We start from the raw sequence: 15,021 nt of genomic DNA on the forward strand, positions 1-15,021 counted from the left end.
GGTGCTGCCTTTTCAACGGTGGGCGAGCGTAGGGTTCTGGCCGATGACCACGCGGAGCCGGTCGAGGGCCCGAGCGGTCTGGCTCTTCACCGTCCCCGCGGAACATCCGAGGGCGTCGGCGGTGTCAGCGACGTCGAGGTCGTAGAAGTAGCGGAAGACCAGCGCCGCCCGCATCCGTGGGGGCAACTGCTTCAGGGCCGCGCGCAGCCCGTCGGCGACCTCGTTGTGCCGCGCCGGTTCGGCCGCGGGAAGGTCCGGCACGTCTGCCATCGATTCTTCCCGCCGTCGCCACCAGCGCCGCCGCTCGTCGGTCAACGCGTTGACCATCACCCGGCGTAGATAGCCGTCCGGATTGTCGGCCCGCTGGAATGCCGGCCAGGCCACGTAGAGCTTGGTCAGCACCGACTGCACCAAATCCTCGGCCAGGTGGGCGTCGCCCGCCGTGAGCAGAGTGGCGGTGCGCACCAGGCCGGACCTCCGGGACACCACGAAGCGGTGGAACTGCTCGTCGCGCTCGCTTCTCACGAGTCCTCCTTCGCTGTCACACCTCCCTGACGACTCCCGTCTCCATCGGGTTGCATGAACGTCGCCAATATTCCGGAGTATTGCTTGACCGGCGGCGGAGCGTACTCATCGCGCCGGGACGTCCGCAATCCGAGCGTCACCAGGGATTGGACCAGGAGGGTGGCGGCCGCGACGCCGTCGATGACCGGGGCGCCGATCTCGGCCGAGACCTCGGCGCAGAACGCGGCCATCCCGGCGCAGCCGAGCACGATGACGTCCGAGCCGTCGCGGTCCAGGGCCTGCCGGGCGAGCGCGGTCACCCGTTTCCGCGCGGCCGGGTCGCTCTCCAGGTCGAGGACGGGGATGTCACAGGCCCAGACGCCCCGGCAGGCGCCCGCCGGGGCGTGCCTCACGGCAAGATCAAGAGCCCTTCCTCGCGTACGGGACAAGGTCGTGACCACGCTGAATCCGCGCCCGACGAGCATCGCCGCGTGCATCGCGGCCTCGGCGATGCCCACCACCGGGCCGGCCGCGATCTCGCGGGCCGCGTCCACACCGGGGTCCCCGAAGCAGGCGACCACGTACCCGTCGACGCCGTCCCGTTCGCCGGCGGTGACCGCGGCGAGCAGCCCGGGGACCGACAGCGCCTCGTCGTAGTGGCTCTCGATCGAGGCCGGGCCCATGTCCGGGGTGACCCCTTCGACGACGACGCCCGGGCCGGCGACGGCCCGGGCGCTCGCCTCGATCAGCGTGGTCATCGACGCCGTGGTGTTGGGATTGATGACCCGGATCCGCATCAGGCCGGGACTGCCTCGTCGGCCGCGGTGACCACCGGCTTTTGGGCCAGGCCGAGGTAGACCAGGAAGCCGAGGCCGCAGCCGATGAACCAGCTGTACTGGGCGATCGTGTGCATGTGCGGCCCACCGCTCCACAGCACCGGGATCACCGCGATGACCGCACCCACCGCGGTCGCGATGATCGCCGGCGGGTTGTAGCCCTTCTTGTAGTGGTACTTGCCGTCGGCCGCCATGGTGAACATCGCGTCCACGTCGACCTGCTGCTTGCGGATCAGGTAGTAGTCGGCGATCAGCACCCCGAACAGCGGCCCGATGAAGGCGCCGAGCGTCTCCAGGGTGTAGTGGATGACGTCCGGGTTGTTGTACAGGTTCCACGGCGTGATCAGCACCGAGCCGACCGCGGCGATCATGCCGCCGGCCCGCCAGGAGATCCGCTGCGGGCTGACGTTGGAGAAGTCGAACGCCGGCGAGATGAAGTTGGCGACGATGTTGATGCCGATCGTGGCGATGGTGAACGTCAGCGCGCCCAGGACGATCGCGAACGTGCTGTCGATCCGGGACACCGTCTCGACCGGGTCGGTGATCAGCTCACCGAAGACCGGCAGGGTCAGGCTGGCGGTGACCACGGTCAGGATGCTGAACATCAGGAAGTTGAGCGGCAGCCCGAGGAAGTTGCCGGTCTTGACCGATCCGAAGGACTTCCCGTACCGGGAGAAGTCGCCGAAATTCAACATCGGACCCGAGAAGTACGACACCACGAGCGCGATCGCCCCCAGCATGATCGGGATCGCGTCGACGCCGTGGTACTTCACGTCGCCCAGGTTCAGGTCGATCGCGCCCCAGCCGGCCTTGTGGATCAGGTAGCCGGTCAGCGCGAACATGACCACGTAGACGGCCGGCCCGCAGAAGTCGATGAACTTGCGGATCGTCTCCATGCCGGTCCAGAAGACGGCCGCCTGCAACACCCAGAGCAGCGCATAGGTGAACCAGCCGAGCGTCGGCAGCCCGAGGAAGCCGTGCTGGTCGACGTCGGCCCAGGCGACCAGCCCGGGCCAGATCTTCAGCACGACGACGTCCAGGGCGGCCGAGGCCAGGTATGTCTGGATGCCGTACCAGGCCACCGCGATCGAACCCCGGATGATCGCCGGCACGTTGGCCCCGAGCACCCCGAACGCGGCCCGGTTGATCACCGGGTAGGGCACCCCGGTCACCTGGCTCGGCTTGGCCACCAGGTTGCAGAAAAAGTAGACGATGGTGATGCCCACGACCAGCGAGACCAGCACCTGCCAGCTCGACAGGCCGAGCGCGAACAGGCTGCCCGCGGTCACGTACCCACCGACGCTGTGCACGTCGGACATCCAGAACGCAAAAATGTTGTACGAGCCCCACGTCTGCTTCCGCAGCGGCGCGAGGTCCTCGTTGGTCAGTCGCGGATCGTAGGAAGGCTTGATGACGCCGCTGCCGACCGGCATGCCGGCGGCTTCGACCAGGTCCTCGTGCGGCTTGCTGGAGAGGGTGTCGGCCATGCGAACACGCTAGGAACCAGGTGTTTCCGGTCGATGAGCGGAACTGTATATCTTCACCAGGTCCACTTCTGGTTGTCGTTGCCCGAGCACTCCCAGATCTGTGCGACCACACCGTTGGCGGTGCTGCTGTCCGGGATGTCGACGCACTTGTCGGCCCAGCCGCTGGTCAGGTCCGACGCGCTGTTGTAGTTGAACTGCTGGTTGTTCCCGCCGGTGCAGGTGGCCAGGTGCAGCTGGGCGCCGTTGCCGGTGCTGTCGATCTGCGCGCACTTCCCGCGGACCCGCATCGTGCCGTCGGACGGGAAGCTGAACCGGAACGGGTCGGTCGAGCCGCACGCCCAGAGCTGGATCGAGCCGGTCGTGCCGGGCGCGTAGAGGCAGGTCCCGGTGCCGTGGCTCAGGATCGGCCGGCCGGACGAGGTGGCCGCGGTGGTGGTACCGGTCGCGGGCGGCGTGGCACCGCCGGGGACGGTCACCGTCACGGTCACGGTCACGGCCGGCTTCGTGGACGGTTTGCCGCTCGGCCGGCTCCCCTTCGGGCCGGGCGAGGGCGCGGCGTTGCGGGACGGCGCCGCGGCGGGCGGGGCCGTGCCGCCGGCCAGTGCCGGGTCGGAGGCGATCCAGACCGCGCCGGGCTCCTGCGCCTCCGATCTGTCGCCGTCCCCGGCCAGCAGCGAGCCGGCGCCGACGCCGGCCGCGACCAGGACGATCGCGGCGGCGATCAGGCTGCGGCGGCGCCAGCGGGGGCGTTCGGCCGGCCGGTCGGCCGGTTTCTCCGCGGGCTCGGGCCGCACGGTGGGCGACGGCAGGTCCGGTGCGGTGACCGGCTCGCTGCCGGCCACCGGTCCGCGGCCCGCCGCCGGCTGCGCCGCGGTCGGGGTCACGGCCGTCGGCCGTACGGCCACGACCGGCACCTGCTCGGTCGGACCGGCGAAGATGCGCTCGCTGAACTGACGGCTGAACTGCCCCGGCCGCCCGCCCGCGGCGGCGTCGAGCAGCAACCGCTGGGCCGCCTCCCCGTCCGCCCGCTGGGCCGGGTCCCGCTGCAACAGCCCGACCAGCGCCGGGCGCAGCACGCCGGCCCGTTCCGGCGGCGCCGGCAGCTCGGTGGCCAGTGCCGCCAGCGTGGCCAGCGGGGACGACTTCGCGTAGGGCGGCCGTCCCTCGACCGCCGCGTACAGCGTCGCGCCGAGCGACCACAGGTCGGCCGCCGCGGTCAGCTCCTGGTCCAGTGCGCGCTCCGGGGCAAGGTAGGACGGCGAGCCGAGCACCACCCCGGTGCTGGTCATGCTCGAATCCCCGGCCGCGCTGGCCAGCCCGAAGTCGGTCAGCACGACCCGCCCGTCGTAGGCCATCAGCACGTTGCCCGGCTTCACGTCCCGGTGCAGCAGGCCGACCCGGTGGGCCGCCCGCAACGCGGCGAGCACGCCCAGCCCGATCCGGGCCACCCGCTCGGGCGCCATCGGGCCCTCGGCCTGGATGACGTCGTAGAGCGAGCGGGACGGCACGAGCTCCATCACGATCCACGGCTCGCCCGAGTCGAACACCACGTCGAAGACCCGGACCACGTTGGCCTGGTCGACCCGGGCGATCGCGCGGGCCTCCCGGATCGACCGCTCGCGCAGTGCCCGTAGCTCGGCCTCGGTGAGCCCGGCCGGCGGCACGAGCTCCTTGATCGCCACGTCCCGGCCGAGGAGCTCGTCCCGGGCCGCCCAGACGCGGCCCATGCCGCCCTGACCCAACGGGCCTACCAGGCGGTAACGTTCTGCGATCAGCACGGCGGCACGCTACCGGCCTTGATCGGTTCCGGATGTCAGCGACGCGACGCTCCGTACACGTCAATCGATCGTCAATCGAACGCATGAACCCCGGTCACGAGACTGGAGCAGCAGGCCAGGAGCGCTCCCACGGGCGCCCGCGACGTCGATTTGCCGCGCTGCATCCCACACTGTGGACAGTGTGAAATCAGTCTCCCTCGGCGAAGAGTCCGGTGTGCTGCGGCAGTTCGGAGATGAACCCTTGCAGACGGTGATGATGACCGGCGCACGAGTGGGCCAGCCCGTCGGCGTCCCGGCGCAGAAAAGCGGCGAGCATCCCGGCGTGGTCCGAGTGCAGCAACTCCCGCTCCGGAGCGGTCAGATGCGACATCGGGCGCAGCGGCTCGGTCATGTTCCAGGCCGACTCCAGCATGTGAAGCAGGCGGCGCATCCGGCACGGACGGATCAACGCGAGATGGAACCGGCGGCTCTCGACGTGATACGCCGTACCCCCGTCGTCGCCCTCGATCGCCACGTCCAGCGCCCGCAACGCGGCCCGCGCCTGCCGATCGTCGTCCTCGGTCGCCCGCTCCACCGCCGCGCGCAGGGCGGCCGACTCCAGCGCCTCCCGGACCAGGTAGATCTCACTGAACTCACCGGCGGTCATCATCGCCACCCGGTAGCCACCGTTCACCCGATGATCCACAAGACCTTCACCGATCAAGGTCATCAGAGCTTCCCGTACGGGAATCCGGCTCACCCCGAACGCCGCCGCGACCGCGTCCACCGGTATCGCCGAGCCGGGCGGCACCTCGCCGTACAGGATGATCGCCCGCAGGTCGTCCACGATCGCGCTGCGCACACTGCCGGCCGGGCGGTCCGCCAGACGCGCCAGCAGCGCGGATCGGCGGCGAGGTCCGGACATGTCCGGACCCTAACGGCTCCCGGTTATCGGCAGATTTCGCGCGTACGCTGGCCCCAGACGCTGTGATCGCGGAGGCGCCCGTGAGTATGCGACATGACCCGTCCCGGTGGGGCTTTCCGCCGCACCAGCCGAGCCAGCCCTACCCGATGCCGTCGGGCGGCCCCGGTTTCCCCGGCTGGCTCGAGGAGCGACTCTTCGACCAGCGCATCGTGATGCTGCGCGGCCAGCTGACCAGCGACGCATCGACCTCGATCTCGGCCGCGCTGCTCACCCTGGACGCGGCCGGCCAGGCCCCGATCCAGCTCCACGTGGCCTGCCCGGGCGGCGACCTGAGCGCCGCGCTGGCCGTCGTCGACGTCATCGACGCCCTGGTGTCCCCGGTCCACGCCCTGGTCACCGCCGAGGCGGGCGGTGCCGCCCTGGCCGTCCTGACCGCGGCCGACCGCCGCGCGGCGTACCGGCACGCCCGCTTCAAACTCACCGAGCCCCGCGCGGCCGGCGTCACCGGCACCGCCGACGAGGTGGCGGCCGCCGCCGGCCAGCACCTGCGCGAGCTGGAGGAGATCGTCGTCCGCCTGGCCGAGGTCACCGGCCGGCCCCGCAGCCGCGTCGAGGACGATCTCTCCGCCGGCCGTTCCCTGACCGCGGCCGAAGCCCTCGACTACGGCCTGCTCGACGAACTCATCACCCCCAAGGCCCGCTGACCGCGGGCACCCGGAAAGCCGGCCGGGAACGGGAAACGGCCCCGAGCCGGAGCTCGGGGCCGTTCCGGAAGCGCTGGGTCAGGAAGCGACCTTGACGCCCATCGAACGCGCGGTGCCGGCCACGATCTTCATGGCGGCGTCCAGGTCGTTCGCGTTGAGGTCGGGGAGCTTACGCTCGGCGATCTCCTTGACCTGGGTGGCGCTGAGGGTGCCGACGTTCTGGGTCAGCGGGTTCGACGCGCCGGACTGGATCCCCAGGGTCTTGCGAATGAGGAAGCTGGTCGGCGGGGTCTTGTAGGCCAGCGTGTGGCTGCGGTCCTCGTAGACCGAAACGATGACCGGGATGATCTCGCCCCGGTTCTTCGACGTGGCCTCGTCGTACTCGACCTTGACGGCGCGCATGTTGGCACCGGTCGGGCCGAGCATCTTACCGAGGTCGACCATCGCGGCGTTACCCGCCTCAAGCGCGAGGGTTACCTCATGGGTCTTCTTCTTGGGAGGCATCGGGTAAGGCTCCTTAGGGTGAGCTGCGGGCCGAGACAAACGCAGCTCGCCAGCATCAACGACACACGACAACCCCGAGACCTTACTACCGCCATGACTAGAGGGTCAAAACGGCTGGTAGGCGGGGTCTCGGGTCCGCCGACCAGTCTACCTCGCGGTTCCGACCACCTCGGGACCGCCCCGGATCAGGTCAGTACTGGTCGCAGAAGCAGGACGTCATCAGCGAGCGCACCGAGTCGACGTACTCCGGGTTCGGCAGTTTCTTGGTCTTGATGTTGGCCAGCACGTCGGCCGGGCCGAACTGGTACGCGGAGATGACCAGGTTGAGCAGGCACCACGAACTGTGCGTCTTGCACTTGCTCGGGCTCAGGTCGAACGTCTTGTCGTTGTTGAACGCCTTCTGTGACATGTACCGCGTCAGCCAGGCGATGTAGTTGGCCCCGGCGGTCGCGTTCTCCGTGTAGTTCGACACGTTGTAGCTCAGCCCGAACCGGCTGTTGATCATGCTGACGGTGTCGGGCATGAGCTGCATCAGGCCTTGACCGCCGTCACAGTTGAAGACGTTGGTCTGCCAGCCGCTCTCGTGCCAGGAGATCGCCTTGACCAGCGGGTAGTTCAGCTTCAGCTGAGGCGCCTCGTTGGTCCAGTAGATCTTGCCGGCCGCGGTCCTCAGCGTGGCCTTGACCTTGCTCTTGGCCACCGGCTTGCCCTTGGTCGTGGAGCAGGCGGACACCTCGAAGTTGTTCACCGGCCCGGTCGGCGACGGTTTCGACGTCGGCTTCTTCGAGGTCCTGGACGGCTTCGGAGTCGGGGACGAGGTCGTCTCCTCCGGCTCCGGGGTCGTCTCCTCCGGAGTCGGCGACTCCTCGGTCGGCGCCGGCTCGACCACCACCGGGGTGGTGCCGGACGCCTTGTCGTCCCCACCACCGATCAGACCGCACCCGGAGGTGACCATGAGTATCGCGGCAACTGCCAGCAACCGAACCTTCATCGACGAAACCCTTCCCCGTACGAGCATCGACGAGGAACGTTAACAGTGAAAGATCCGACCGTGGGGGCCCGCAAATCGCCCAAACGATCCCAAGGTTCTGGACTTGACCCCGTGTCACTGATCGCAACCTGAGCCGGGGACAATAGAGGCATGCAGACCCGCACCGACCTCCGTAATGTCGCCATTATCGCTCACGTCGACCATGGCAAAACCACCCTGGTCGACGCCATGCTCCGACAGGGCGGTCAGTCCCACGCACGTGGAGAGATGGCCGAACGCGCCATGGACTCCATGGACCTGGAGCGGGAAAAGGGCATCACCATTCTCGCCAAGAACACCGCGATCAGCTACCGGCCGGCCGAGGGCGAGCCGGTCGTCATCAACATCATCGACACCCCGGGCCACGCCGACTTCGGTGGTGAGGTCGAGCGCGGCCTGACCATGGTCGACGGCGTCGTGCTGCTGGTCGACGCGTCCGAGGGCCCGCTGCCGCAGACCCGCTTCGTGCTGCGCAAGGCGCTCTCCGCCAAGCTGCCGATCATCCTGGTCATCAACAAGGTGGACCGGCCGGACGCGCGGATCAAGGAGGTCGTCGACGACACGTACGCGCTCTTCTTCGACCTCGACGCGGACGAGGACCAGATCGAGTTCCCGATCGTCTACGCCTGCGCCCGCGACGGCATCGCCTCGCTGAACCAGCCGGCCGACGGCGCCGTCCCGAGCGACAGCGCCGACCTGGAGCCGCTGTTCTCCACGATCCTCAACACCATCCCGGCCCCGACCTACACCGAGGGCGCGCCGCTGCAGGCGCACGTCGTCAACCTGGACGCGTCGCCGTTCCTCGGCCGTCTCGCGCTGTGCCGGGTGCACGAGGGCACGATCCGCAAGGGTCAGACCGTCGCCTGGTGCAAGACCGACGGCACGATCTCCAACGTCCGGATCTCCGAGCTGCTCATCACCGAGGGCCTGGAGCGCAAGCCGGCCGAGAGCGCCGGCCCGGGCGACATCATGGCCGTCGCCGGCATCCCCGAGATCATGATCGGTGAGACGCTGGCCGACGCGGAGGACCCGAAGCCGCTGCCGCTGATCACGGTCGACGAGCCGGCCATCTCCATGGTCATCGGCACCAACACCTCGCCGCTGGTCGGCAAGGTCAAGGGCGCCAAGGTCACCGCCCGCATGGTCAAGGACCGGCTCGACAAGGAGCTGATCGGCAACGTGTCGCTCCGTGTCCTGAACACCGAGCGTCCGGACGCCTGGGAGGTCCAGGGCCGTGGCGAGCTCGCCCTGGCCATCCTGGTCGAGCAGATGCGCCGCGAGTCGTACGAACTGACCGTCGGCAAGCCGCAGGTGGTCACCAAGACCATCGACGGCAAGGTCCACGAGCCGGTCGAGCGCCTGACCATCGACGCTCCCGACGAGTACATGGGCGCCATCACCACCCTGCTGGCCACCCGCAAGGGCCGGATGGAGCACCTGACCAACCACGGCACCGGCTGGCTGCGCATGGAGTGGCTGGTCCCGGCGCGTGGCCTGATCGGCTTCCGCACCGAGTTCCTCACCGAGACCCGCGGCACCGGCATCATGCACCACCTGTACGAGGACCACGAGCCGTGGTTCGGCGAGCTCCGCACCCGGCAGAACGGTTCCCTCGTGGCCGACCGGGCCGGCGTGGTCACCGGCTTCGCGATGACCAACATCCAGGAGCGCGGCCAGCTGTTCGTCGAGCCCACCACCGAGGTGTACGAGGGCATGATCGTCGGTGAGAACTCTCGCGAGGACGACATGGACGTCAACATCACCAAGGAGAAGAAGCTCACCAACATGCGCGCGGCCAGCGCGGACAACACCGAGAAGCTGATCCCGCCGCGCAAGCTGTCGCTGGAGCAGTCCCTCGAGTTCTGCCGCGAGGACGAGTGCGTCGAGGTCACCCCGTCGGCGATCCGCATCCGCAAGGTCGTTCTCGACCAGAACGCCCGCGGCCGCGCCGCGGCACGCCGCAAGCACCAGTAAGGAAGCAGCCGCTCACGGCCGCTGATTCGCCCCCGCCTCGCTGCGGGGGCGTTTCTCATTTCCCGTACGGCCGCTCGCGTGGGAGACGGCGCGAGCCCGGACGACAGAGGTCGTCCGGGCTCGGGGCGGTGCTACGTCCGTACCGAATAATCGGTTTTTGCGGGTTTCAGTGCCCGGTGGTCACGAGTTCCCTTTTGCGGTCCTTGGCGGACTTGGCCAGGCTGGCGACCGTGGCGATGCCGAGCGTGCCCAGGATCACCAACAGGGACAGCCAGATCGGGATCTCCGGCGCCCAGTGCAGGCCGTGACCGCCGTTGATGAAGTCCAGGTTGTTCGTGTGCAAGGCTTCGAGGAAGAGCTTGACGCCGATGAACGCGAGGACCACGGCGAGCCCGATGTTCAGGTAGACCAGGCGCTCCAGCAGGCCGCCGAGCAGGAAGTAGAGCTGGCGCAGGCCCATCAGCGCGAACACGTTCGCGGTGAAGACCAGGTACGGCTCCTTGGTGATCCCGAAGATCGCCGGGATCGAGTCGAGCGCGAAGATCAGGTCGGTCGTGCCGATCGCGATCATCACGATCAGCATCGGGGTGAAGAGCCGCTTGCCGGCCGCGGTGACCACCCGGAACTGCCCGTCGCCGAACGACGAGGAGAGCGGCAGCGCCCGCTTCGCCCAGCGGATCAGCACGTTCTCCTTGAAGTCCTCCTCGTCGCCCTCACCGTTCTTCACCAGCGTGATCGCCGTGTAGACCAGGAACGCCCCGAAGATGTAGAACACCCAGGAGAACTGCGAGATCAGCGCCGCACCGGCGGCGATGAATGCACCCCGCATGACCAGCGCGAGCACGATGCCGATCAGCAGAACCTTCTGCTGATAGCGGCGGGGCACCGCGAACCGGCCCATGATGATGACGAAGACGAACAGGTTGTCGACGCTCAGCGAATACTCCGTGAGCCAGCCGGTGTAGAACTCACCCGCGGCCTGACCACCGGAAACCGCCCAGACACCCACCCCGAAGAGCAGAGCCAGCCCGACGTAGAAGGCCACCCAGCCACTGGCCTCTTTCATGGTCGGCTCGTGCGGCCGTCGCCCGATGATCAAGAGATCGACGGCGAGGACGGCCACCAGCGCCACCAACGTGGCGAGCCAAACCCAGGCTGAAACGTTCAACGTGAACCTCCGGCAGACACGTGTCGTCGCTGCGCCCTCTCACGAACTTTTGGCAAAGTCCCGGAAAAAGTGCAGCGACGTGCGACTGTCGGAGGTCTCTTCCGCCGCGAGAACTGATCGCGACCCCCGGCCCCGGGTTCACATCGGCTGGTCACCCAGCCGAGTGTTCCGTGTTGACGAGACCGGAGCGGGGGAATACTCCCCTCCCACACAACCATTGTTGCGCATCCGGGGCCCGATCGACACACCGGGCGGCGAAGAGTGGCCCGGCTCGCCGGCCAAACCACTCAGGGCAGGCATTACCGGTACGTAATTCTGGCGCTACCTGGTTTTTACCCTCGGCCCGCCGGGCCACAGGGCTTCCACCTGCGACATTGTGCACTCGGACCACATCAGAGGGTGAGGTGACACGGTCGGCGGGGCATCGGGGGCGGTCAGTCCGATGCAACGACCGGGAAGGGGCATCGCCCGTTTCACTCACGTCGCCGTCCTCGACCTCGCCGGGCCTCAAGCATCCTAGTAAGCTGGCCATCTGGTGCGTATGGGACGCTTGCGGGCATGATCCTCGAAGTCACGCTAATCGACGTCTTACCCGGCCGGGAGCACGACTTCATCGCCGCCTACCAGCTCGCCCGTCCGCTGATCGCGGGCGCCGAGGGCTGTCGCGGCCTGCGACTGAAGCGCGGCACCGAATCGGCGACCCGGTTCGCCCTGCTGGTCGAATGGGATTCCATGGACGCGCAGGACCACAACTTCCGGCGCAGCGAACGCAACGCCCAGTGGCGCGCCCTGATCGCGGCGACGCTGGCCAAGCCTCCGCTGGCCGAGTACTTCACGGAGCTGCCCGAGCACGCCGGCCGCCCCGACCCGGACCACGACTTCTTCGCCGGCTGACCCACGCCGCCGCAGTCGCCCGACCGGCCACGGCCCGGCATGATCACCCCTAGCTGCTGCAGCGGTGTGACCGCCGGCAAAACCGCCGCGGCTGGACCCGGCAGGCGCGGCGAGAGGCGCCACGACCGGCACGATCGTCGCATCGCGGCAGGACCACGCTTGCCCGTGTACGGACGGCTCAACAGGGATTATCCTGGTCAGGCGGGTCCGGGAAGTGACCTATCCGAAGTGCCGGACCAGGGGATCGCCGGCCGCGCTGGATCACAGAGTCGCCCCCACTTGTCCTCCCGGACCCGCACCATCGAACCCGCACCATCGAACCCGGCCGCCCTGGGCAGAGCCGACAGCGCAGGCAGGCGGGACCGGCGCCGGGCGGATGCAGCGCCGGCGCCGGAACCGCGCGTCCTACTTCACCCCGGCCGCGTCCATCCCCCGCAGTTCCTTCTTGAGTTCGCCGATCTCGTCCCGGATCCGGGCCGCCAGCTCGAACTGCAGCTCCCGCGCCGCCCCCAGCATCTGATCGTTCAGATCCTGGATGAGCTGCGCCAGCTCGGCCCGCGCCATCCCTTCCCGGGCCGGGCCGGACGAACCGCGGGCCTTGGAACGGGTCTCCGGCACCGGGGCCTTGCCGCGCGACATCTGGCGACCGGCGCCGCCGACCATCGCGTCGGTGTCCTCGGCGTCGCGGTAGATGTCGTCCAGGATGTCGTGGATCTTCTTGCGGAGGGCCTGCGGCACGATCCCGTTGGCCTCGTTGTGGGCGATCTGCTTGGCGCGACGCCGGTCCGTCTCCTCGATCGCGCTCCGCATCGACGGCGTGATCTTGTCCGCATACATGTGGACCTCGCCGGACACGTTTCGCGCGGCCCGGCCGATGGTCTGGATCAGGGACCGCCCGCTGCGCAGGAAGCCCTCCTTGTCCGCGTCGAGGATGGCGACCAGCGACACCTCGGGCAGGTCGAGGCCCTCCCGGAGCAGGTTGATGCCGACCAGCACGTCGTAGTCGCCCTTGCGCAACTCCTTGAGCAGCTCGACCCGGCGCAGCGTGTCCACCTCGGAGTGCAGATACCGCACCCGGATCCCGTTCTCCAGCAGATAGTCGGTCAGGTCCTCGGCCATCTTCTTGGTGAGCGTGGTGACCAGGACGCGCTCGTCCTTCGCGGTCCGCAGCTGGATCTCGTGCATCAGGTCGTCGATCTGGCCCTTGGTCGGTTTCACCACGACCTGCGGGTCGACCAGGCCGGTGGGCCGGATCACCTGCTCGACGAACTCGCCCTGCGCCTTCTCCATCTCCCAGTTGCCCGGGGTCGCGGAGAGGAAGACCATCTGGCCGACCCGTTCCAGGAATTCGTCCCACCGCAGCGGCCGGTTGTCGGCGGCGCTGGGCAGCCGGAACCCGTGCTCGATCAGGATCCGTTTCCGGGAGGCGTCGCCCTCGTACATCCCGCCGATCTGCGGGACCGTGACGTGCGACTCGTCGATGACGGTGACGAAGTCGTCCGGGAAGTAGTCGAGCAACGTGTACGCCGGATCGCCGGGCTGACGGCCGTCCATGTGCATCGAATAGTTCTCGATGCCGTTGCAGAAGCCGACCTGGCGCATCATCTCGATGTCGTAGGTCGTGCGCATCCGCAGCCGCTGCGCCTCCAGCAGCTTGCCCTGGCGCTCCAGCTCGGCCAGCCGCTCGGCCAGCTCGGCCTCGATGTCGCGGATCGCCCGCTCCATCCGCTCCGGGCCGGCCACGTAGTGCGTCGCCGGGAAGATGATCAGCTCGTCGACCTCGCGGACCACCTCGCCGGTGAGCGGGTGCAGATAGTAGAGCTTCTCCACCTCGTCGCCGAAGAGCTCGACCCGGACGGCCAGCTCCTCGTAGGCCGGGATGATCTCCAGCGTGTCGCCGCGCACCCGGAACGTGCCGCGCTGGAAGGCGACGTCGTTACGCGTGTACTGAATGTCGACCAGCCGGCGCAGCAGCTTGTCCCGGTCGATCTCGCCGCCGACCTTCACCTTGACCGCCCGCTCGATGTACTCCTGCGGGGTGCCCAGGCCGTAGATCGCGCTGACCGTGGCCACCACGATCGTGTCGCGCCGGGTCAGCAGCGACATGGTGGCCGAGTGCCGGAGCCGCTCGACCTCCTCGTTGACCGACGAGTCCTTCTCGATGTAGGTGTCGGTCTGAGCGATATAGGCCTCAGGCTGGTAGTAGTCGTAATAGCTGACGAAATATTCGACGGCGTTGTTGGGCATCAGCTCGCGGAACTCCTTGGCGAGCTGGGCGCAGAGCGTCTTGTTCGGCGCGAGGACCAGCGCCGGCCGCTGCAGCCGCTCGATCAGCCAGGCCGTCGTCGCGCTCTTGCCGGTGCCGGTGGCGCCGAGCAGCACGGTGTGCAGGTCGCCGTTGCGGACCCGTCGTTCCAGTTCGTCGATTGCCGCGGGCTGGTCACCGGCCGGTTTGTAGTCGCTGATGACCTCGAACCGGCCGTCGAGTCGTGGGATGTCGAGCGCCATGCCCACCACCGTACGTCGGGGGTATGACAAGTTCCGGCAGCGCCCGCGACCCGCCGTGTGCGCCTGTCGCCCCGGCCGTGCCGATGGTGCACATTCGGCCGCGCCGCGCGCCATTGTCGGCGCTTTCCACCGCCCCCTACCCTGGCGGGGTAGGCCGCTCGCGGCGGCCGACGTGCGCGGTCGGGACCATCCTACGGTCCAGCCGCGCCGCATCGCGGTCGATGCGCCCCGGCCTCCGGCGCGCGCACCCGCGAGGGTCGCGCAGCATGCCGACCGGCCGCCGCGAGCGCCGCAAACCCCTCAACCCGAAGATCACATTCTTCATTGCCCCGGTCCGCCGGGGTACAGACCGTCGCTCCCGCGGGGACCCTTCCGACCCTCGCAGGCCGCTGGCGCGGCCAGAACGCGAGGCCCGCAAGGGCGACGTGGTCTTTTGGTCACGCTCAGAGCAACAAACCCGCCCAACCGCGGGACCACACACACCCCGATCCGTGTGAGCGGCCCCGCGACGCCGCACCCACACCGGCAGCAGCCGCGACGCCCGCCCATCGGCTGGCGCTGAGGGCTCCAAAACCAGCCGGACACAGCCCTGAGCACCAGCCGGGCCCGCAACCCGCGCCGCGACGCCGGACCAGCATCAACGCCGCGACCTCGCCGCCCCACAAGCCCCAGCCGCGACTCCCGGGGCTCGGCTGGCGCTGAGGGCTGTAAAAACAGCCGGACACAACCC

The 15,021-nt window shown here is 68.8% G+C and carries 12 protein-coding genes; 3 read left to right on the forward strand and 9 right to left on the reverse strand.

Features of this window, described 5'->3' with window-relative positions; all coding sequences use genetic code 11:
- Positions 1–12 precede the first annotated feature (12 nt).
- The 5 genes from ACSHV8_RS32045 to ACSHV8_RS32065 all read right to left on the reverse strand — a co-directional run bounded on the left by ACSHV8_RS32045 (position 13) and on the right by ACSHV8_RS32065 (position 5,509).
- Positions 13–525: a SigE family RNA polymerase sigma factor gene (locus tag ACSHV8_RS32045; protein ID WP_436521817.1), complete on the reverse strand. Its 513-nt coding sequence runs from the start codon at positions 523–525 to the stop codon at positions 13–15.
- The gene (locus tag ACSHV8_RS32050) at positions 522–1,301 is read right to left on the reverse strand and encodes an aspartate/glutamate racemase family protein (RefSeq protein WP_436521819.1); all 780 of its coding nucleotides are present in this window, start codon (positions 1,299–1,301) and stop codon (positions 522–524) included. The genes ACSHV8_RS32045 and ACSHV8_RS32050 overlap by 4 nt, the downstream gene beginning before the upstream one ends.
- Complete coding sequence (locus ACSHV8_RS32055; RefSeq protein ID WP_436521821.1) at positions 1,301–2,827, reverse strand: NCS1 family nucleobase:cation symporter-1; 1,527 nt, start codon at positions 2,825–2,827, stop codon at positions 1,301–1,303. The genes ACSHV8_RS32050 and ACSHV8_RS32055 overlap by 1 nt, the downstream gene beginning before the upstream one ends.
- Positions 2,828–2,880: 53 nt before the next feature.
- On the reverse strand, positions 2,881–4,605 hold the full coding sequence (locus ACSHV8_RS32060; protein ID WP_436521823.1) for a protein kinase domain-containing protein: 1,725 nt from the start codon (positions 4,603–4,605) through the stop codon (positions 2,881–2,883).
- A gap of 187 nt (positions 4,606–4,792) precedes the next feature.
- Complete coding sequence (locus ACSHV8_RS32065) at positions 4,793–5,509, reverse strand: GntR family transcriptional regulator (RefSeq protein ID WP_436521825.1); 717 nt, start codon at positions 5,507–5,509, stop codon at positions 4,793–4,795.
- 86 nt (positions 5,510–5,595) lie between these two features.
- Between ACSHV8_RS32065 and ACSHV8_RS32070 the strand changes: the two genes are divergently transcribed.
- On the forward strand, positions 5,596–6,213 hold the full coding sequence (locus tag ACSHV8_RS32070) for an ATP-dependent Clp protease proteolytic subunit (protein ID WP_436536994.1): 618 nt from the start codon (positions 5,596–5,598) through the stop codon (positions 6,211–6,213).
- Between the two features lie 78 nt (positions 6,214–6,291).
- On the opposite strand, the gene ACSHV8_RS32075 is transcribed toward ACSHV8_RS32070, so the two are convergent.
- Entirely contained in the window at positions 6,292–6,717 is a 426-nt protein-coding gene (locus ACSHV8_RS32075) for an uL11 family ribosomal protein (protein ID WP_436521827.1), read from the reverse strand.
- A 190-nt stretch (positions 6,718–6,907) separates the two neighbouring features.
- Positions 6,908–7,708, reverse strand: coding sequence for a transglycosylase SLT domain-containing protein (locus tag ACSHV8_RS32080; RefSeq protein ID WP_436521829.1), 801 nt, complete (start codon positions 7,706–7,708; stop codon positions 6,908–6,910).
- Positions 7,709–7,858: 150 nt separating this feature from the next.
- Between ACSHV8_RS32080 and typA the strand changes: the two genes are divergently transcribed.
- Positions 7,859–9,721, forward strand: coding sequence for a translational GTPase TypA (gene typA / locus ACSHV8_RS32085; protein WP_436521831.1), 1,863 nt, complete (start codon positions 7,859–7,861; stop codon positions 9,719–9,721).
- Positions 9,722–9,887: 166 nt separating this feature from the next.
- On the opposite strand, the gene ACSHV8_RS32090 is transcribed toward typA, so the two are convergent.
- Complete coding sequence (locus ACSHV8_RS32090) at positions 9,888–10,889, reverse strand: TerC family protein (protein WP_436521833.1); 1,002 nt, start codon at positions 10,887–10,889, stop codon at positions 9,888–9,890.
- A gap of 558 nt (positions 10,890–11,447) precedes the next feature.
- On the opposite strand from ACSHV8_RS32090, the gene ACSHV8_RS32095 reads away from it, so the two are divergent.
- A complete protein-coding gene (locus ACSHV8_RS32095) occupies positions 11,448–11,783 on the forward strand; it encodes an antibiotic biosynthesis monooxygenase family protein (RefSeq protein ID WP_436521835.1) in 336 nt (111 codons plus the stop codon).
- A gap of 405 nt (positions 11,784–12,188) precedes the next feature.
- On the opposite strand, the gene uvrB is transcribed toward ACSHV8_RS32095, so the two are convergent.
- A complete protein-coding gene (gene uvrB, locus ACSHV8_RS32100; RefSeq protein ID WP_436521837.1) occupies positions 12,189–14,291 on the reverse strand; it encodes an excinuclease ABC subunit UvrB in 2,103 nt (700 codons plus the stop codon).
- Between the last annotated feature and the right edge of the window lie 730 nt (positions 14,292–15,021).

Origin of the sequence: Actinoplanes sp. HUAS TT8 (assembly GCF_051380535.1) — a bacterium.
Lineage (GTDB): Bacteria > Actinomycetota > Actinomycetes > Mycobacteriales > Micromonosporaceae > Actinoplanes.

What these genes read in the sequence shown, in the direction of transcription:
- ACSHV8_RS32070 (WP_436536994.1), top strand. Translation starts at nt 5,596, where the DNA reads ATGCGACATGACCCGTCCCGGTGGGGCTTTCCGCCGCACCAGCCGAGC.
- uvrB (WP_436521837.1), bottom strand. Translation starts at nt 14,291, where the DNA reads ATGGCGCTCGACATCCCACGACTCGACGGCCGGTTCGAGGTCATCAGC.
- ACSHV8_RS32095 (WP_436521835.1), top strand. Translation starts at nt 11,448, where the DNA reads ATGATCCTCGAAGTCACGCTAATCGACGTCTTACCCGGCCGGGAGCAC.
- ACSHV8_RS32065 (WP_436521825.1), bottom strand. Translation starts at nt 5,509, where the DNA reads ATGTCCGGACCTCGCCGCCGATCCGCGCTGCTGGCGCGTCTGGCGGAC.
- ACSHV8_RS32080 (WP_436521829.1), bottom strand. Translation starts at nt 7,708, where the DNA reads ATGAAGGTTCGGTTGCTGGCAGTTGCCGCGATACTCATGGTCACCTCC.
- typA (WP_436521831.1), top strand. Translation starts at nt 7,859, where the DNA reads ATGCAGACCCGCACCGACCTCCGTAATGTCGCCATTATCGCTCACGTC.
- ACSHV8_RS32075 (WP_436521827.1), bottom strand. Translation starts at nt 6,717, where the DNA reads ATGCCTCCCAAGAAGAAGACCCATGAGGTAACCCTCGCGCTTGAGGCG.
- ACSHV8_RS32055 (WP_436521821.1), bottom strand. Translation starts at nt 2,827, where the DNA reads ATGGCCGACACCCTCTCCAGCAAGCCGCACGAGGACCTGGTCGAAGCC.
- ACSHV8_RS32050 (WP_436521819.1), bottom strand. Translation starts at nt 1,301, where the DNA reads ATGCGGATCCGGGTCATCAATCCCAACACCACGGCGTCGATGACCACG.